Source organism: Clostridium sp. MF28, assembly GCF_002969175.1.
Lineage (GTDB): Bacteria > Bacillota > Clostridia > Clostridiales > Clostridiaceae > Clostridium > Clostridium beijerinckii.
On the sequence record NZ_CP014331.1, the window covers coordinates 5,306,725 to 5,324,999 of the forward strand.

Annotated in this window: 23 protein-coding genes and 1 pseudogene; 23 read left to right on the forward strand and 1 reads right to left on the reverse strand. The window is 27.0% G+C overall.

Annotated elements, in window-relative coordinates:
• The first annotated feature begins 5 nt into the window (after positions 1 to 5).
• From AXY43_RS23475 to AXY43_RS28160, 6 genes are all read left to right on the forward strand, one after another.
• The gene (locus AXY43_RS23475; protein ID WP_105412256.1) at positions 6 to 251 is read left to right on the forward strand and encodes a hypothetical protein; all 246 of its coding nucleotides are present in this window, start codon (positions 6 to 8) and stop codon (positions 249 to 251) included.
• Between the two features lie 77 nt (positions 252 to 328).
• Positions 329 to 2,305, forward strand: coding sequence for a hypothetical protein (locus AXY43_RS23480; RefSeq protein WP_105412257.1), 1,977 nt, complete (start codon positions 329 to 331; stop codon positions 2,303 to 2,305).
• 42 nt (positions 2,306 to 2,347) lie between these two features.
• Positions 2,348 to 2,701, forward strand: coding sequence for a hypothetical protein (locus tag AXY43_RS23485; protein WP_105412258.1), 354 nt, complete (start codon positions 2,348 to 2,350; stop codon positions 2,699 to 2,701).
• Between the two features lie 177 nt (positions 2,702 to 2,878).
• The gene (locus tag AXY43_RS28155; protein ID WP_181246057.1) at positions 2,879 to 3,046 is read left to right on the forward strand and encodes a hypothetical protein; all 168 of its coding nucleotides are present in this window, start codon (positions 2,879 to 2,881) and stop codon (positions 3,044 to 3,046) included.
• Positions 3,047 to 3,112: 66 nt separating this feature from the next.
• Entirely contained in the window at positions 3,113 to 4,057 is a 945-nt protein-coding gene (locus AXY43_RS23490) for a hypothetical protein (protein WP_105412259.1), read from the forward strand.
• 116 nt (positions 4,058 to 4,173) lie between these two features.
• On the forward strand, positions 4,174 to 4,323 hold the full coding sequence (locus AXY43_RS28160; protein ID WP_181246056.1) for a hypothetical protein: 150 nt from the start codon (positions 4,174 to 4,176) through the stop codon (positions 4,321 to 4,323).
• Here AXY43_RS28160 and AXY43_RS28165 read toward each other — a convergent pair.
• Complete coding sequence (locus AXY43_RS28165) at positions 4,290 to 4,772, reverse strand: hypothetical protein (RefSeq protein WP_242986107.1); 483 nt, start codon at positions 4,770 to 4,772, stop codon at positions 4,290 to 4,292. The genes AXY43_RS28160 and AXY43_RS28165 overlap by 34 nt on opposite strands.
• Before the next feature lie 59 nt (positions 4,773 to 4,831).
• Between AXY43_RS28165 and AXY43_RS28170 the strand changes: the two genes are divergently transcribed.
• From AXY43_RS28170 to AXY43_RS23575, 17 genes and pseudogenes are all read left to right on the forward strand, one after another.
• Positions 4,832 to 4,999, forward strand: coding sequence for a hypothetical protein (locus AXY43_RS28170; protein WP_181246055.1), 168 nt, complete (start codon positions 4,832 to 4,834; stop codon positions 4,997 to 4,999).
• A gap of 101 nt (positions 5,000 to 5,100) precedes the next feature.
• Positions 5,101 to 5,946 (forward strand): DUF6236 family protein, encoded by an 846-nt coding sequence (locus AXY43_RS23500; protein ID WP_105412261.1) that lies wholly within the window; start codon positions 5,101 to 5,103, stop codon positions 5,944 to 5,946.
• Between the two features lie 40 nt (positions 5,947 to 5,986).
• Entirely contained in the window at positions 5,987 to 6,226 is a 240-nt protein-coding gene (locus tag AXY43_RS23505; RefSeq protein ID WP_105412262.1) for a hypothetical protein, read from the forward strand.
• A gap of 194 nt (positions 6,227 to 6,420) precedes the next feature.
• A complete protein-coding gene (locus tag AXY43_RS23510; protein ID WP_105412263.1) occupies positions 6,421 to 6,741 on the forward strand; it encodes a hypothetical protein in 321 nt (106 codons plus the stop codon).
• A gap of 1 nt (position 6,742) precedes the next feature.
• Positions 6,743 to 6,997, forward strand: a complete 255-nt coding sequence (locus AXY43_RS23515; RefSeq protein ID WP_105412264.1) for a phage holin family protein — start codon at positions 6,743 to 6,745, stop codon at positions 6,995 to 6,997.
• A gap of 11 nt (positions 6,998 to 7,008) precedes the next feature.
• Positions 7,009 to 7,755 (forward strand): N-acetylmuramoyl-L-alanine amidase, encoded by a 747-nt coding sequence (locus AXY43_RS23520; protein WP_105412265.1) that lies wholly within the window; start codon positions 7,009 to 7,011, stop codon positions 7,753 to 7,755.
• Positions 7,756 to 7,858: 103 nt separating this feature from the next.
• Positions 7,859 to 8,257: a hypothetical protein gene (locus AXY43_RS28175; RefSeq protein ID WP_242986106.1), complete on the forward strand. Its 399-nt coding sequence runs from the start codon at positions 7,859 to 7,861 to the stop codon at positions 8,255 to 8,257.
• Between the two features lie 202 nt (positions 8,258 to 8,459).
• Positions 8,460 to 8,576, forward strand: a pseudogene (locus AXY43_RS23530) (sporulation initiation factor Spo0A C-terminal domain-containing protein); the annotation flags it as partial.
• Positions 8,577 to 9,460: 884 nt separating this feature from the next.
• A complete protein-coding gene (locus tag AXY43_RS23535; protein WP_011969037.1) occupies positions 9,461 to 9,868 on the forward strand; it encodes a bacteriohemerythrin in 408 nt (135 codons plus the stop codon).
• Positions 9,869 to 10,276: 408 nt separating this feature from the next.
• Complete coding sequence (locus tag AXY43_RS23540; RefSeq protein ID WP_011969038.1) at positions 10,277 to 10,504, forward strand: hypothetical protein; 228 nt, start codon at positions 10,277 to 10,279, stop codon at positions 10,502 to 10,504.
• Positions 10,505 to 10,857: 353 nt separating this feature from the next.
• A complete protein-coding gene (gene uraA / locus AXY43_RS23545; protein WP_173709560.1) occupies positions 10,858 to 12,150 on the forward strand; it encodes a uracil permease in 1,293 nt (430 codons plus the stop codon).
• A gap of 212 nt (positions 12,151 to 12,362) precedes the next feature.
• Positions 12,363 to 12,971, forward strand: a complete 609-nt coding sequence (locus AXY43_RS23550; RefSeq protein ID WP_026015633.1) for a thioester domain-containing protein — start codon at positions 12,363 to 12,365, stop codon at positions 12,969 to 12,971.
• Between the two features lie 183 nt (positions 12,972 to 13,154).
• On the forward strand, positions 13,155 to 13,556 hold the full coding sequence (locus tag AXY43_RS23555) for a hypothetical protein (RefSeq protein ID WP_023974700.1): 402 nt from the start codon (positions 13,155 to 13,157) through the stop codon (positions 13,554 to 13,556).
• A 38-nt stretch (positions 13,557 to 13,594) separates the two neighbouring features.
• Positions 13,595 to 14,605 (forward strand): type II toxin-antitoxin system antitoxin SocA domain-containing protein, encoded by a 1,011-nt coding sequence (locus AXY43_RS23560; protein WP_105412266.1) that lies wholly within the window; start codon positions 13,595 to 13,597, stop codon positions 14,603 to 14,605.
• A 25-nt stretch (positions 14,606 to 14,630) separates the two neighbouring features.
• Positions 14,631 to 15,242: a histidine phosphatase family protein gene (locus tag AXY43_RS23565; RefSeq protein WP_105412267.1), complete on the forward strand. Its 612-nt coding sequence runs from the start codon at positions 14,631 to 14,633 to the stop codon at positions 15,240 to 15,242.
• 388 nt (positions 15,243 to 15,630) lie between these two features.
• The gene (locus tag AXY43_RS23570) at positions 15,631 to 16,578 is read left to right on the forward strand and encodes a metallophosphoesterase (protein WP_242986104.1); all 948 of its coding nucleotides are present in this window, start codon (positions 15,631 to 15,633) and stop codon (positions 16,576 to 16,578) included.
• A 475-nt stretch (positions 16,579 to 17,053) separates the two neighbouring features.
• Positions 17,054 to 18,220 (forward strand): iron-containing alcohol dehydrogenase, encoded by a 1,167-nt coding sequence (locus AXY43_RS23575; RefSeq protein ID WP_023974698.1) that lies wholly within the window; start codon positions 17,054 to 17,056, stop codon positions 18,218 to 18,220.
• Positions 18,221 to 18,275: the final 55 nt, after the last annotated feature.

Consider the following 18,275-nt stretch of genomic DNA (forward strand, 5'->3'; position numbering starts at 1 on the left):
ATTAAATGGCAATACAAGATTTAACAGCAAGTTTAGATCTTAAACAGAATTTAAACATATATACAACATGCAAACAATTTGATGATTTAATTTTAGAATTTAATATATATGATAATAGTATACAGGCAGATTTAACTAATTATGATGTTAGATTAAAAGCTTTGAAGGCTGATAAAGTACCACTCATACAGCAACATATTGGAATAACTATAAATAGTAATATTGTAAATATTGGGCAGATGAACAATTAACAACTACATCAGGTAAAACCCTTGTAGAGTTACAGTTTATAAATAAGACTACAGGAAAGAAGAAAGCTACTTTTAACTTGGTTTTAATAGTTGTACCGAGTGTATTAGATGTGAATGCCACAATTTCAAAAAGTACATATACTCTATTAGAAGAGTTAGAAAATAAGTTAGATCAAGCTAGTGATTTCTTTGAAAATATAGATAATGCTATAAATGCAAATAATGAATTAAAAGATACTATCGCCGATAGCGAGACTGCTAAAACTAATTTAAATGGTAGTATTACTACAGCCGATGCAAGTAAAATAGCATTAGATACTAGCAATACTAATGCAACTAATACAAAAAATGTTTTAGATGATTTAAAAACTAGTGCTGATAATACGAAAAATGATTTAAATACTGTGAATCAAACTGGACAAACTCTATTAAATTCTCTAGAAAGTTTTGAAAATCAACATGCTGATGTTTCAGATATTTCTAATAAGTTAGCAAGTGTTAATACGCAATTGTCAGAAACTGCGAAACATGAATTACTATGGTTAAATTGTACTAAATTCGGTGTATTAGCAGATGGTATTGATCATACGAATGAAATGACTGTATTAATTAAATATGCAATGGCTAATGGATATTCAAAAATATATATACCGTCAGGAGATTATATATTCTCAATAAACTGTAGATTTAATGTTGACTATACAGCTAATGATTTAAATTCATTACCAAATTTTACAGGTATAGAATTTATAGGCGATGGAATAAAAACGATTATTCACAATCCAATTAACGATTGTTGTGTTAATATTAGTGGTTCTTATGCGAATTCACTTTTACTAAGAGGCTTTTCGTTTAAAAATTTAAGTTTTATTGCATCTGATGATTTATACAATTCTTGTTTTGTATTAGATTATGTACAAACCTTTAATTTTGAAAATTTATATGTCTATGGTTTTTATTATTCAGCGTTTGATTTTACAGATGTCATGGATTCGAATTATACAAATTTAACAGTTCAACATTGTGGAAAATCAACATCAAGCCAAATTGCTTCAATGTTTATATATCGACAAGGTAATGATGTATGTAATGCACATAAATATGTTAATTGCCATTTTGAAAATGCAACAAATTTTATATATTGTGCAACAGATTATGCTTGCAGACATCTTTATTTTACAAATTGCAAATTCGAAAAATCTTATACAAATAATAATGCTATTAATACATTTTATTTTAACAATAACGATGAAGTACGATTTACTAATTGCTTATTTGTTAATCATTCAGACAAATATTTTCCAACAACATCAGAATTATATGATAGTGGTAAAGCATTTATATATGTTAGTTCTTCAATAACTTCTCACATACAGACTATTAGTTTTGTTAATTGTGATTTTGCAACGCCACCTGTTTATGGGCGTACAAAATGGTTTTATGGTAGTAATACAAATTTCACTGACTGTAAATTTAATGGATGCGCAGGAGATATCTATGGTTTCGACATAGTAAACAAAGTATCAATGGTTGACTGTATATTAGAAGGTATAGTTGGAAATAGAATTTTAAATATACAAGGTATTCTAAATCATATTGATGTTAACTTATTTTATGACGATAATATAATAACCGATACTCCTATTATAAAACTATTAGCCGAATCTAATAATAATGATATAAAAATAAAATTATTGAATATATCATTGCCTAATAGTTGGCTCACAACAACATTCACTCAAAGCGCTAATGGTAATTTATATTTTAATAATAATAAATTAGCAATTACTCCTAATAATGTTATAAATGTAACATCAGGATCAGTTTTATATTCAAAATTTGGTGGCAGTGAATTTTTGGTTTCTAGTAGTTCAACTATAAAAAATATATCTCATGTTTATGAAGGACAGGTGATACATGTTATAGCTGGAAGTTCAATTACATTAAGTACAGAAGGTAATATTTATTTTAAAGATGGTTCTACAACAAAAACTATTTCAGCAAATTCTAGTATATCTTTTGTAATACGCTCTGGTACTGCATATGAAATATAGCTAAAATAAAATATTAGCAAAAAGTTAAAGGGAGATGATATTGTGGCTTTAAGCAAAAATGTAGATGTAAATATATATTATAATTCATATGATGATAATATAAACGTACTAACTAAAATTGATAGTAGCGTTATTAGTGTTATAACAAAAATAGTGACAGTAAATTCTGCTTATATTAAAATACTTAATCAAAATGGAGATAAAAATAATTTAGTATTAAATGTAGGAATTTATGATAAAAAAGATGGGACATTATTGAAACAAGAATGTTATTCATTTATTCCAGATGTATCTAGTACTTCAAAGAATTTCATACAACAAGGATATGAATATCTTAAAACTTTAGAAGAATATAAAGATGTAGTAGATTTATTAGATGAAGGACAAACCGTTTAACTTTCTGTGTAATAGTAATATATATAATAGAAGCTAAGTGAAGAAATAATTTTGTATATTTAGTAATAATTGGGACTGTAATAGTTCTTTTTTATTGCTTAAATATACAAAATATTAATATAATAATTTATAAAGATATAGAATTAAATACAGATGTATTTTTTAGGAGGAGAAAAAATGAAAATATATCATTTAGTACAACGAGAAAAGGATAGTAGATATGACGAATTCAATACTATTAATTATTTTTTGCATAAAGAAACAGCAGAAAAAGTAAAGAATAGTATGAATAATAATCCTTATCTAATTTATGAGATTGAAGAAATAGAGGTAATTTGTGAGTAATTTATAAAAAATGTAAATTTTTCTAACTAAATTCATGGTATAATATGCCATGAGTGAGGTGAAATTATGTCTGAGAATATAGAATTAATTAGAAAATTATGCGAGGATTGGAAAAGAGAAGCTTTAGGTGAAAATGGAGGCATTAGTATAGGAAAATCAGAACAGTTTAGACTCATTAATAATGGTATAAGAATGCATGATTTAAATTCCAATGAATTGCAAATTTGTTGTATTGAACTAACTAGAATTCTTTTATTAAAAGGTATGAATACAATAATTAGTGAAGATCATCAATGGTTTTGGTCATGGATAGGAGAAATAATAAATAATAGACATATTAATTATCTAAATGATTTAAATGAATATCCGATTAAAGAGCTATTTTGTACATGCATTCGTTCAACGCTTGCTGGAATAGAAAAACCGCCATCTAGTAAAGAGGTGGCTTTACGAAGATTTAAGTATAGAAAAGAACATCCAATTGAACACAATCTTAATGAACTCTATACAAATAGTCATCTTATATTAGCATATTTATCTTTTCCATTATTAGAAAGTGTATTAAAAAAACATTGTCATGAGTATGTTTTGTTGTCTGGTAAAGTAATAAAAGATTTCGATGTTAAAAGAGGTACTGGTTATACAAAAAAATATATAACAGGGGACTCTATTAATAGTATTGAAGATTTATTATTACTTATTATTCAAAAAGTTGGGAAAGAAACACTTGTTAAAAATTTAAATAGTATATTAGAACACATTAAGGGATTAAATGAAGAAAATCCAAATGAACCATGTAGAATAATTTATAATTGGAGAAATTCTTCTTTACATGGAGAAACAAGTTATTCTACTATAGGTGGGACAATATTAAATATAGCTATAATAATATTTCTTCATTCTATCGAAAATGAATATAATCAAAACTTACCAAAAATAAAAGAAAATGTATCATGGAATATTCAATGTAATAGTCAAGCACCTTGGATTTTTTATCCTCCATATTTCTAAAAATATATGTAATTTAATAATTAAAGAAATGCAATATAATAGTACCTAATTAATTTTAGGTGCTTTTTTGTTGCTCATTTTTAAACAAAAAAAAGATAAGAAAGAGGGAATTAATAATGGAAAAAACAAATTATATAAGAGCATTTATAGCAAGCATAGGAGCTTATTTAAGCGTTAAATTAGGAATATTATTGCCAATATTAATAATGTTAACAGTAGTAATGATTATAGATTACTCTACAGGTATTTTAGATGCTAAAAACTGAGGAGAAATAAATAGTAAAACTGGTATGTGGGGCATTATCAAAAAATTATTGTACGGTGTAGCTGTAGCAGTCGGAATGATAGTTGATTGGACATTAAAAGCTTGGCAATTCTCTAAGATTTGATAAATTTCTGGATTTGATTCATGTAATCCACGAAAATCTTTATTTATACATTTATCAAAGTAATTTTTATCTTTTCTTATTGGAAAATAAACTTTTTTGCGTTTTAATTCTGTTTCAGTATAATTTTTAGCACAGTAAGTATAAAAAACATAATTAGTGATATATTCTAATGAAGAACGTATATTTTCTAAAAAGTTTTTTATAGTAACTTTAAGAGTCGACGGTGTAGAATCTTGTAATAGTGAGTCGTTATAAATTTTTTCAATTTCTTTTAACATAGAACTAGAAACTGAAAGACATACTTTTGCATCGTTTAGATAGTCCATTTTAAATACCCCCCCCCCTTTTCTAGGGAGATTATACCACTTTTATGGAGGAATGTATTTTGAAAGAAGAATTATTAAATATTTTTTTAGAACTTTTAGAAGAATGGGAAAATGTCGAAGAAGTAAGTATTAATGATAGAGGAGATGTTTCAGAATATGAGGAATTAGAAGAAAGAAAAAATAAGTACATTGAAAGATTTAATAAGGCATTAAATAATGCACAATAGGAATATAGGATGAAGTGTAACCCATTTAGTAGTGTATAAAAAAGGAAATATAAATTTTATGTAGAACTTCTTACTTAGTATATTAATTAGGGAGTGATGACATGAGAGGAATAATTGTAACAAGTGAATATTCAGGGGATAAAGACAACTTAACAGTATGTGGTGGTGGGATAAATCCTACTAAATTAAGAGAATATATATTATATTGGGATAGAATTGATTATCCAACAAACAACATAATATTCAACGAACTAACACCAGATGAAGAATATCTACAAAAAGCTAATCTTTTAAAAAGAACTCATAACATACTTAATGGGAAAGTTTCCGTTAATCCAGAAATATTTATTCAAAGTCAAATGAACGCTTTAAAAGAGAATAGCAAAAATATGGATGAAACATGGTCTATAGCCCAACCAACTAAAGATATAATATTACCTTCAAATGACAGTGTAAACACAAGAAATATTCAGGTGGAGCTTTATGATTGTATTCCGATTCCATCTGCAAATATTTCACTCGAAGATATATTAAATTTTAAAGAACATAGATATGATGAATTGATGGAATTTAGAATATTAATGGATGAGATGTATTTATCAATTATAAATTCTGGAGATATTCAATTATCAAAAGATATGTGTGCGAATAGATTACAAACTAAAATTATAGAACTTAATAGAGTAATGGCAGAATCAAAATTTAAAAGAATGTTAGGAAGTGTAAAGGTGGAAGTTGATATTCCGCAAGTTTCAAATTTAGGAATGGGAGCATTATATGGTTGTTTTTTAGGAAGTAAATTAAATTTTCCAACAGCTGGAACATTTTTAGGTTTAGCATCATCCTGTATAAAAGTATCTTTAGAGAAATCTTTGAAGCCTAAAGAATTACCAGAAGGATTAAAGGATTATGCTTATTTATATTATGCGCACAGAGAGTTAGTATAGATATATTATGTTTCCCTAATTAAGGTTAGGAGGAATTGAATTGTATTATAAGAAAATTGATATTTCAAATAGAGTTTCAATAGTACTTAGATCATGGACAGTTTATGATTTTATTTCACTTGTGTGCATCATCACAACACTAATAAGTTCAAAGTATAATTACGACATAATAACATGGATGCTTTTTATAGGATTTTTAATATTTCAAGCATTATTAAGAAAGAAATTAAAACAAGTAGAAAATGAAGGAAAAAAAGAAAATTCGAGTTATAGAGATTAGTTAATTCTAGTCTCTTCTTTATAAAAGGAAATTATTGTATAGAAATAATAATTATTAAGAGTAGTTCCTACATAATATAGGAAAAATAACTGTAGGATTACAAAATTTAACAATAAATTAAAGGCAATAAATTGAGTACCAAATATAGGTGCTTTTTTTATTGCCTAATTTAAACTAAAGAACGGGGGTAAAAAATGTACTTAACAAATAATGTAATACAAATATTAGTGGCAATTGGAAGTTGTTTAACTGGAGTATTTGTTGCTAGATTAACAATGAAAAGGGATTCTAAAGCAGATATAGATAAAAAAATAGAAGAAGAAAAAAAGAATACTGAGGTAATGACTACTATATCAATTAAGTTAGATAACATTAATAATAATGTAAGTAATCTTACTTTTGATGTTAAAGATTTAAAAAATGACATAAAGAACCAAGATAGCAGACTTGTAAAAGTTGAAGAAGGTGTGCAATTTGCACATGAAAGACTAGATAAAATAGAAGGTGGTAGATAATATGAATGATTTATTAAGTTATATAAAAGAATATGCTTTAATTTTAGTACCTGCTTTGTACATAATTGGCATGATACTTAAAGAATTGGGAAATATTGCAGATAAATACATACCAATAATTCTATTGATTTTTGGTATTGCTGGTTCAATAGGTATGAATGGTTTAAGTATAGATTCAGCTATTCAAGGGATACTTGTAACTGGTGTAGCAGTATATTCAAATCAATTAATAAAACAAATTCAAAAAAATGAATAGAGGTGTTATAAATGAAAATAGCAATAGATTTTGGTCATGGAGTTGGACAAGATAGAGGGGCAGTAGGTTTTATTGCAGAAGAAACTATAATTAATTCTGTGGGTTCTTTGGTAGTTAGTAAATTACAAGCATTAGGAAATACAGTTGTTGAAGTTAGACCAACCTCAGCTACAAGTGTTGGTGATTCATTAGCACAAAGAGTTAATAAAGCTAATTCAAATAATGTTGATTTATATGTGTCAATTCATGCAAATGCAGGTGGTGGAGTAGGAACAGAGGTTTATACATATAGTGCCAAAGAAGTGCCAAAAGCTAGATCAGTATTAAATAATATTGTATCTTTAGGATTTACTAATAGAGGTATAAAAGATGGAGCTAATTTATATGTAGTTAAAAATGCAAGTGCTACAGCTATGTTAATAGAAGTTTGTTTTACAGATACTCAAAGTGATGTAGATAAATATAATTCAATAGGAGCTGAAGCTATAGCTAATGCAATCGTAAGTGGATTAACTGGTCAAACAGTGCAACCAAATAAGGGATATGTAATTACTAATTATCTTCCAAATGGAAGTAATGGTGATGAAACATTTGAAGGTATAGACTTAAAGTATATATTATCTTATTTTGGTGATGTAACATGTTATGCCAGAGGAAATGACAAGGGCGTATGGATTGAAACTCAATATTTATCAATAGATAAGTGCAATGAATTGAAAAATACACTGGGTAGCTGGTTTTATGAAATCAAATATTAAATTTTAGGGTAATAAGCAGTAGAAATATTGTTTATTATCCTTATTTTTTTCGCTTTCATTTTGGTATAATATAATAGTTGAATTTGACGAGGAGAGTAATGGTATGAATAAAAAGGTATATGAATTACTAGAAGAAATAAAGTTACAATCAGAGAAAATTAATAATTGGGAGCAAATGACAGATATATTTGCTAATGCTATTAAAAGAAAAGGATTGAACAATGAAGAAGTTGAAGAGATAAGTGAGAGAATATCGAGAGAATTTAAGAAGAATAAAGATACTTTTGATGAAATGATAAAAGCTGGTAAAGAATTTAAAGAAGCTCTAGAATTATCAGATGGAGATGTTTATGAGCTATTAAAAAGAGATGATAGCGAAGAAAGATATTGTACAGTAGCAGAATCCTTAGAACAAAGTTTAAAAGAAATGCAATTAATAAGACAAGGTAAATTACCTAAGAAAACTTGGAGACAGTTAAGGGAGAGATTAGGTGATGAATAAAATACATATATTAATGTAGGAAATTTCCTTTATATAAATAATTAATTTAAAATATGTATTGTAATCATGTGGAAAATGTTATATTATTATACCAATAAATATTTTATATATTAAGCCAATATATTAGGGCTATAAACTACTAATTTATTGGGTTGGAAATTTATATTGATAATATCATGTAAGGTTAGTTATATGAACGTTTGAGGCGATTAACAGGTTATTTGGATATACAGTGCATAATGATAAAGGTAAGCCAACAAATAGTGAATTTATAGCTATAATAGCTGATAAATTAAGACTTAAAAATAAAGTTAGCTAATTGGCTTGAAGTAATGTGAAAAGCTACGTTGAAGGTAATGGAGAATATCTTTCATCTATATTTTAATAGCAACTAATAGTTTTTCATATCAATTAATACTCTAAATTTATGTAAGACTAATACCTTTTATTAGTTGGGTGTAACAATCTAACTAATAGGAGGTTATTTTTATGCCAAAAATAAAAACAAAAGATTATAGAGGAAAGCAACATAAATTAACCATCCTTTTTAAGTGGAAAATTTAAAGCGGACATGTTATAATTAAAGTGTTAGAATTTAAGATATAGAAAGACAGAGGATTAAAGTGTATGGAAATAAAAATTAATATTCCAGTATTAAAAATATTAGCGATAACTATTTCGGGAATATTGGGTTATATAACTGGAATAATAGTATATAAATAGATATGATATTTTAGACTAAGGAGATATAATTATTCTTTGGTCTTTTTTTATGTAAAAAAATAAATTAATTAACAAGAAGGTCATGATATTTCAAAAGTAGATTATAGTATGTGAAAATATAATTCTATGGTATACAAGCGTTAATAAAAAGTGAATAAGTATATTTCTATTAAGAAATATATTGCGATAGTAAATTATTAACGACACAAAAGTTTATACAATGTTATAAATTTACAATACATCATGTATAAAAAAGAGAAAATGATGCTTTTAATGCTGAAAAATGTGGAAATAAAAGTTAAAATAAAGATTACAGAAAGAAGGTATTTGTATAAGAATGTAGAAATATATGATTAGGTAAAAGAGATTCGATCGTGATAAGTATATCGAGTCAATTTAACTAAAATTATATTATGGAGGTATTATAAAAAAGAGAATCAACTTAAGAATAATTTATGCATTAATGAAGGGTGGTTTTTTATGGAATTTAATTGGGATAAGAAATGGTCAGTGGGTATTGATAAAATAGATCATCAACACAAAGAATTGTTTGATAGAATTAATAAGTTAGTAAGTGCGATGAGAGAGGGAAAAGGAAAAGATGAGGTTATAGAGACTTTAAGCTTTCTAGAAGAGTACGTTATTAAGCATTTTAATGATGAAGAAGAGATGCAAAGAAAGAGTAATTATCCTAAATACGATATTCAACATAAGCAACATGAAGAATTCAAAGAGGAGCTTAGAGAATTAAGAAAAGTTTTTGAAAAAGCTGGTGTCTCAGCATTATTTGTTATAAATGTACAACAGAAGATGTCCAGTTGGTGGAGAAAGCATATTAGAGAATTGGATCGAGATCTAGGAGGATTCTTAATAGAAAGTTCTAAATAGTACTGTTTACTGAAGGTATGATGGAATCGAATTATACTACAAGATAAAAAATCTAATCATTTGAATTTGGTAAATTATTAAGAAAAATCAATGAAAAGGATAGCTTATTTAGAAATATAAGCTATCTTAAAATTGGTTGACGATATTTTTTTGAGGTAAAAAAATAATGAAAATTGTTTATATTGATATTATAACTTAAGATTGTTACAGGATTATGACAAGGCTAGTATATAAATTAATTCTTATTGAATTTTAAGTTTATGAAAAAATTGTTTTATATTAGAAAATATCGATAACACAGTTTTATAAATAAAAATCTTATACAGAATAACATAAATACTGCAGATTTGAAAAAGGGATTTTATATAATTTATAGAATATTTTTAGTTATAGAAAAGGGGTGAGGGTATGGGAGAAGTAAAAGATGAAAAGCTAACAAAGGATCAACAAAAAGAAGCATTAAAAAGCGCAATAACAACAATAGTAGAAAACTACAAGATGTTGCTAATAAGCAATAATAATATATCAGGCCTAGAGAAACAAAAATTATACGGTGATCTTGAACATAGTGTGGCAGCAATAGAATTTATAACACAATGTAAGCTTGATAAAGGTGTTTTATGGGAAGGAATATGAAACTAATCTAAATAATTAGAATAAATATAGTGTCATTAAAGTATAATTAGTGCAGCATAAAAAATATTTCACATAACAAAAAAGAATAGTTCACTAGGGTGAAATGAACTATTCTTATATGGGTCATAGTATTTTTAATAGGAGTAAAATAATGTTTTATCTTGTTTCAAGTAATAGTATAAATATATATTGTGGCAATATTATGACAACAATAAAAAAACTAATATTAAAATTTCAACAATAATATTTAAAAAAATTGCACAGAATTGTTGACAAAACTCATGAATATATGATATTTTTGTAAAAGCATACTTTTAATTTAGTTCAGAGAAGCTAAGAAGGGGGAACATATGATGAATAATAAATCATTAAAAAGCGAAAAAAATTTTATAGATGTAAAAGAGAAAGTTTCTTTAAAGAGAGCAATTCCATTAAGTATCCAACATTTGTTTGCAATGTTTGGAGCTTCAGTCTTAGTACCACTTATTTTTAAAATTGATCCAACAACAGTGCTATTTTTTAATGGTATTGGTACATTACTTTATGCCTTTATTACTAAAAAAAGTATTCCAGCTTATTTAGGATCAAGTTTTGCCTTTATATCACCAGTATTACTTTTATATAGTCAAGGATATGATTTTCAGACTATACAAGGCGGTTTTGTATTTGTAGGTATATCATTTTCAATAATAGCGATTATTGTTGGATATACAGGTATGGGATGGATAAATAAATTATTTCCACCAGCTGCTATGGGATCAATAATAACAATTATAGGTTTAGAATTAGCCAGTAATGCAGCAGATCAAGCAGGTTTTCCGGTTGGATTAAGTAATTCTCCAACTTTAAACATAACATGGGTAATTGTTTCGATGGTTACTTTAGCTACAGTGATTTTATGTAATATCTTATTAAAAGGATTCTTGAAAGTTATACCTATATTAATAGGGGTAGTAGTTGGATACATAACAGCATTCTTTATGGGATTAGTAGATTTTAGTACTATAAATAATGCAAATTATTTTGTTTTACCTAATATAAAGGTTGCACATTTCAATTTAAATGCAATTTTAACTATACTACCTGCAACATTCGTAGTGATTGCAGAGCATGTTGGTCATTTAAAAGTTACTAGTAGCATTGTTGGAAGAGATTTATCAAAAGATCCTGGGCTTCATAGATCTTTACTTGGAGACGGGCTATCAACTATAATTTCGGGAATGTTTGGTTCTGTACCAACAACAACTTATGGTGAAAATATAGGAGTTTTAGCTCTAACTAAAGTGTATAGTGTATATGTAATATGTGGGGCCGGCTTAGTATCAATTTTGCTAGGGTTTTCTGGGAAAATGTCAGCACTTATCAGCACAATTCCAACGCCTGTTATTGGAGGAATAAGCTTCTTATTATTTGGAACTATTGCAACTTCAGGATTAAGAACTTTTATTGAAGAAAAAGTTGATTTTTCTAAATCAAGAAATTTAATATTAACTTCGGTAGTATTTATAGTAGGATTAAGTGGCATAAAATTAACTTTAGGGACTATTGAACTTAAAGGAATGGGACTAGCAACAGTAGTTGCTATGGTGTTAAGTATAAGTTTTATGATATTTGATAAATTGGGTATAATGAACGAAGCGGAATAAGATAAAAGTTTATAAACAAGGAAATTAATTATAAGAATGCTGTTAGTATTAATGAAAATACTAATGGCATTTTTTTATTTTAAAGAAAAGAAGTATAAAATTAAAGAAAGTAGATATATTTAACTATTTATATTTTTATAGTTAATTTATGAATATATAAGAGTATTAAAAGAGAAACTATGTATGAAGATAAATGTATAGGAGGAATACAAATGAAATTAAAAAAATACATAAAAGTATTAAGTTATTTTATTATTTTTAACGTACTTATGAGTTTGGCTTTCGTTGGCGCTGATGCTAATACTGTGAAAATAACGACTGATAAGGAACCATTATATACAGTTGAGTACGATGGCTATGATCTTACAGCGAGAAGAATAAGAGTTGCTGGAAGCAACAATGTTGCATATTGCTTAGAGATAAATGAAAAATATCCATCTGGGCAAAATTTTTCGTCAAATAGTAATCTAAGTGAATCAGTTCGTAATGTTATTGCTGCCGGATATCCCAATAGATCTGTAGCTGAATTAAATTTAGACAATGAAAACGAAGCGTATTTCGCTACTCAGATAGCAATATGGAGTTCAATGGAAGGATATGATGTTAATAAAATAAAAGGAAATAACTCTAAAATAGTAGATGCGATAAAGAGCATATATAATGATGGGGTAAATGGGAAATATTCAAGTAAAATAAGAAGTAAAGTATATAAAACAAGTGATGAATCTATACAGGAAATAATAGTTGTATATACTGATGATTTAGTATCGGAAGAAAAAGGAGAATCAATTCAAACAGAATATGCACCACAAGAAGGATAAATAAAATTACAGATTACATGTTAATGCTGTTACATAATGAATGTTTTATGATTAGTCTAAAGAATTTACCTTGTAACAGCATTAATAGTTAATTAGAAGGAAATCTTGGCTATGATTGACACCAATTCTATAAAATGATAACCTTTTGTTAGATTATTAGAAGTAGTAAGGTGGTGAAGAAGATTGCTGCTAAAGGATTATAGTAAGGAACAAATTAGGAATTTAGTTGAAATTATTAAAGATTGTGTCCGTGAAGATATGTATACTATATCTTTAGAAGAAAATAAGGCAGAAAATATTCAATTTATAGAAGAATACAATATAAATGAAAAGAAGAGAATAAGTATACTATGCGATATAGACTACAAAGATTTTTGTTATGGCCTCCAAAACGTAAAAAATGGAGTTGAGCAAAATGATCTTTATGTATTTTGTTTACAAAAAGAATTGTATAATGTTGAGGATAAGAGAGAAATAGTAGATATTTATTTGAAATTTAATGTAATATGTAATGAAGTGAATAGTAGTAGAGTATTAGTCTCTCTACATAAAAGAAACAAGCCTATTACATATCTTTTTAGATAAAAAGAATTGTCTTCATTTCTAAAAGGAGGGATAAACTCATGAAGAAATCAGCATTTTGTGAATATTGTTTTAGCGAAAGAGAATATCAAGTATATAAAGTAAGAAGAACATCTATACTAAAAGAAGAAGAGGTAAGCTACAAGGCTAAAGAAGCTGTTTGTAACGTTTGTGGTAATGAGATTTTTGTGTCAGACATATGTGAGTATAATTTGATGAACTTATATAAAGAATATAGAAGGAATTATAATATTATTAGTACGGATGAAATAGAAAAAGTTAAAATAAAGTATTCAATTAATTCAGAAGCACTTTCACTAATATTAGGATGGAATAGTAAGACTATAGAACGATATTTAGATGGGGATATGATTGGAGTCTCCAATAGTGATTTATTAAGAAAAGTATATGAAAATACCAGTTATTATTCTATCATATTGCAAAATAATAAGGAAAGAATAAATCCAGCAGATTACAATAAAAGTAGACAAGCTATTAGATATATTTTAGATCAAGATGAGACAGAAGAAAAAATCGACGCAGTAATAAAATATTTGTTGATAAGATGTGAAGATTTCACAGCTTTATCAATCCAAAAACTTCTATATTATGTACAAACATTTCATTATGTCTTTACTGGTAATTTTATGTTTGAAGAAGATTGCGAAGCTTGGAAGGATGGTCCGTTTTATCCAAGTTTATATGAAAGATATGAACAATTTGGATATGAAAAAATTAATAAAGATATAATGGCTAATGATAAGTTAAGGTTGGAGAATTTTGAACGGAATATTGTAGAAAGTATAATAAAATTTTATGGTTGTTATAGTGGAAAAATATTAAAGGAGATGACTAAAAGCGAAGCTCCTTGGATATTAACAAGAACTAATTCTATTAATGGAAAGAGTATCAAATATGGTAAATTTAATACTGTGATTGAAAAAAGTTTGATCCAAGAGTATTTTGATAGTATTAAGGAAAAATATAATATTAGTAGTTTATTAGATATACAAAATTATAGTAGAGATTTATTCGATAAGATATCTATTTAATATGAAGTTAGGAAAGAGGTAAATTATGAAAACTACATTATTACTTATTAGACATGGCGAAACAGAATGGAATGCTTTAGGAAAATTTCAAGGGTGTACAGATATAGAGTTATCAGAGGAAGGAATAAAGCAAGCGCAAATATTAAAAAATAGACTTAATGGAGAATTTGATTGGATATATGCTAGTCCGTTAAGTAGAGCTTTTAAAACAGCAAATATATTAGCATCAATTACGAATAAAGAAGTTATAATAGAGCCTGAGATAAGAGAAATTAATTTTGGTGAATGGGAAGGATTAACTGTTAAGCAAATTAGTGAAAAATATCCTGATGTTTTTAAAGCTTGGAGAACTGATAAAAAAGAAAGTTATATTTGCGGTGGAGATTCTAGTATACGTAATGCGGTAGGTAGAGCTAAGAAGTGTATTCTAGAAATAGTATCTAAACATAAAGGTGAGAAGATAGTAATTGTTGCTCATGGAGGAATAATAAAAGCTGGACTTATAGGAATATTTGACTGGGATATGACAATGTATCATAAAGTAGCACTTGGCAATACTTGTATTAATAAAATAACTTTCAATGATGATTTAATGCCAATGTTAGTTAGTTTAAATGATACAACTCATTTAGATTAAATTACGAAAGTTATATGAATTAATTAAAAAAATGCAATTCTATAAAAGGTATCAAAATATACTAAATGTTAAACATAAAATAATTATTCTAAATAAATAGATAAGATTTATTTTACCAATGAAGTTTATAAAATTATCGTAAATGTATTTTACGATGATTCATAAGGAGTAAAAAAGAATGATATACATGATGATAAGTATTATATTGATTTTATATTCTGGAATAAATTATTACATTAGCATATGGTTTTGAAAAAATTTATGCAGTATGATCCCTTTTTTTAATAGTGAAATATACTTTAGCTTCTTTTTTATTATATTTATAATAAGCTTAGTTGGAGTTATATGGAATCGCCATATACCTAAGTTTCTCCAGGATGGAATTTACTTGATAGCATCGTATTGGCTTGTTTTTATAGTATACTTTGCAATATTTATTGGTATAATTGAGTGCTTTTTTGTTTTAGGTAATATTTTACAGTTTATACCTATTAATATTAAACTTAATGCAAATGTTTTATTTTATATTGCTTTGATAATTCTTTTTACTGTAATGATTATAATTCTATACGGAACGATAAATGCTAAAAACGCAACAATTACACCATATAATATAGATTTACCTAGAAAGGCAGGAAAGATAAGTAAATTGCAAATAGCGCTTTTATCAGATATTCATCTTGGTAATTTAATGGATAAAAGAATAGATAAACTAATAGATAAAATTAATTCTATACAACCAGATATTGTTTTAATTGCAGGAGATATAATTGATTCTAATAGAGATATGATAAATTATGATTTTTCTAAGATGCAAAGTAATTTTAAAAAAATAAAAAGTAAATATGGGATTTATGCATGTTTGGGGAATCATGACTATGATCATAAAGGTGATTCATCAAATAGAATAAATAATTTCAAAAAAGTAGGAGTTAATATATTACGAGATAGTTATGTAAAAATTGATGATAGTTTTTATGTTATAGGGCGTGAAGATATCTCTTATGAAAGAATAAGCGGGATAAGAAGAAAAAAACTATCAGAAACTGTAAATGAAATTAGTGGAGAATTACCTATAATAGTGCTTGATCATCAGCCCAATAACCTAAATGAACCTGTGAGTGAAGGAATTGATTTACAATTATCTGGTCACACACATAAAGGACAGTTTTTTCCTTTTAATTTAATAACGAAAAGAGTATTTAAAATTGATTATGGATATCTAAAAATGGATAAATTTCAAATAATAGTTTCATGTGGCACAAGAACGTGGGGACCGCCTATAAGGATTGGGAGTAAATGTGAGATAGTAAATATAAATGTAACATTTAAGTAAAGGATTATTTTTAGTGTCTACAAGCAATTAAATAGATAAACTATCATGAATCAAAAATGAACAATATATAAACATAAAAAAATGAATGGAATATATGTCCTAAAAATATACAGTGTAATAAAATTGAACATTTTATTTATAAATTGTATTTTTTTGATACAGTAAATTTGTGTTAGAAAAACTACATTGTTAATAATTAGATTATAAAATTTCAATAAATGGAGAAATAAGTCTACTAATATATTTTGAAAAATTCACGTAGATTGATGAATTAGAACCTTGTATTTACAGGGAAATATATCCTTATTTGTATTAGTATGAAATAAAAATTATGCGATAAATTATACCAGAATATTACATAAACCTATATAATAAATTGATAAAATAATAACATTTGGCATAAATATTGCTTTACATAATTAATGTGGTTAAAAGCAAATAAATATGACAGATGAATTTTAGGAGGTATAAATTTATGGCACGTTTTACTTTACCTAGGGACTTATATCATGGAGAAGGGGCGCTTGAAGTACTTAAAACTTTAAAAGGCAAAAAAGCTTTTGTAGTTGTTGGTGGAGGATCAATGAAAAGATTTGGTTTTCTTAAACAAGTTGAAGATTATTTAACAGAAGCAGGAATGGAAGTAGAGCTATTTGAAGGAGTAGAACCAGATCCATCAGTAGAAACAGTAATGAAGGGTGCCGAAGCAATGAGAAACTTCGAACCTGATTGGATAGTTGCTATGGGTGGAGGATCGCCAATAGATGCTGCAAAAGCTATGTGGATATTCTATGAATACCCAGAATTTACTTTTGAACAAGCGGTTGTTCCATTTGGTTTGCCAGAGCTTAGACAAAAAGCTAAATTTGTAGCTATTCCATCAACAAGTGGTACAGCTACAGAAGTTACAGCATTCTCAGTTATAACAAATTACACAGAAAAGATTAAATATCCTTTAGCTGACTTTAACATAACTCCAGATATAGCAATAGTTGATCCAGTATTAGCTCAAACCATGCCAAAAACATTAACAGCTCATACTGGAATGGATGCACTAACTCATGCTATAGAAGCATATACTGCATCGCTTAGATCAAACTTTTCTGATCCTTTAGCAATTAAAGCATTGCAGATGGTACAAGAAAATTTACTCAAGTCTTTTGAAGGAGACAAGGAAGCTAGAAACTTAATGCATGAAGCTCAATGTTTAGCAGGAATGGCATTTTCTAATGCATTACTTGGAATAGTTCATTCAATGGCTCACAAGGTTGGTGCTGTATTCCATATTCCTCATGGATGTGCGAATGCTATATTCTTACCATATGTAATTCAATATAATAGAACAAAATGCGAAGATAGATATGCTGATATTGCTAGAGCATTAAAATTAGAAGGAAGTACAGATTCAGAATTAACTGATTCATTAATTGGAATGATTAATAAAATGAATAGTGATTTAAATATTCCTCATTCAATGAAAGAATATGGGGTTACAGAGGATGATTTTAAGGCAAATCTTTCATTTATTGCTCATAATGCAGTGTTAGATGCATGTACAGGATCAAATCCTAGAGAAATAGATGATGCTACAATGGAAAAATTATTTGAATGCACATATTATGGGACAAAGGTTGAACTATAGTACTTAGATGTATAAATTTAATAACATAAGAATAAAATAATATAATTGTATAAAT

Bases quoted from the DNA above. Each gene is read 5' to 3' on its own strand.
- AXY43_RS28155 (WP_181246057.1), top strand. From the start codon at position 2,879: ATGAAAATATATCATTTAGTACAACGAGAAAAGGATAGTAGATATGAC.
- AXY43_RS23515 (WP_105412264.1), top strand. From the start codon at position 6,743: ATGAATGATTTATTAAGTTATATAAAAGAATATGCTTTAATTTTAGTA.
- AXY43_RS23500 (WP_105412261.1), top strand. From the start codon at position 5,101: ATGAGAGGAATAATTGTAACAAGTGAATATTCAGGGGATAAAGACAAC.
- AXY43_RS23565 (WP_105412267.1), top strand. From the start codon at position 14,631: ATGAAAACTACATTATTACTTATTAGACATGGCGAAACAGAATGGAAT.
- AXY43_RS23490 (WP_105412259.1), top strand. From the start codon at position 3,113: ATGTCTGAGAATATAGAATTAATTAGAAAATTATGCGAGGATTGGAAA.
- AXY43_RS23510 (WP_105412263.1), top strand. From the start codon at position 6,421: ATGTACTTAACAAATAATGTAATACAAATATTAGTGGCAATTGGAAGT.
- AXY43_RS23540 (WP_011969038.1), top strand. From the start codon at position 10,277: ATGGGAGAAGTAAAAGATGAAAAGCTAACAAAGGATCAACAAAAAGAA.
- AXY43_RS23520 (WP_105412265.1), top strand. From the start codon at position 7,009: ATGAAAATAGCAATAGATTTTGGTCATGGAGTTGGACAAGATAGAGGG.
- AXY43_RS23475 (WP_105412256.1), top strand. From the start codon at position 6: ATGGCAATACAAGATTTAACAGCAAGTTTAGATCTTAAACAGAATTTA.
- AXY43_RS28165 (WP_242986107.1), bottom strand. From the start codon at position 4,772: ATGGACTATCTAAACGATGCAAAAGTATGTCTTTCAGTTTCTAGTTCT.
- AXY43_RS28175 (WP_242986106.1), top strand. From the start codon at position 7,859: ATGAATAAAAAGGTATATGAATTACTAGAAGAAATAAAGTTACAATCA.
- AXY43_RS23560 (WP_105412266.1), top strand. From the start codon at position 13,595: ATGAAGAAATCAGCATTTTGTGAATATTGTTTTAGCGAAAGAGAATAT.
- AXY43_RS28160 (WP_181246056.1), top strand. From the start codon at position 4,174: ATGGAAAAAACAAATTATATAAGAGCATTTATAGCAAGCATAGGAGCT.
- AXY43_RS23575 (WP_023974698.1), top strand. From the start codon at position 17,054: ATGGCACGTTTTACTTTACCTAGGGACTTATATCATGGAGAAGGGGCG.
- AXY43_RS23535 (WP_011969037.1), top strand. From the start codon at position 9,461: ATGGAATTTAATTGGGATAAGAAATGGTCAGTGGGTATTGATAAAATA.
- uraA (WP_173709560.1), top strand. From the start codon at position 10,858: ATGAATAATAAATCATTAAAAAGCGAAAAAAATTTTATAGATGTAAAA.
- AXY43_RS23550 (WP_026015633.1), top strand. From the start codon at position 12,363: ATGAAATTAAAAAAATACATAAAAGTATTAAGTTATTTTATTATTTTT.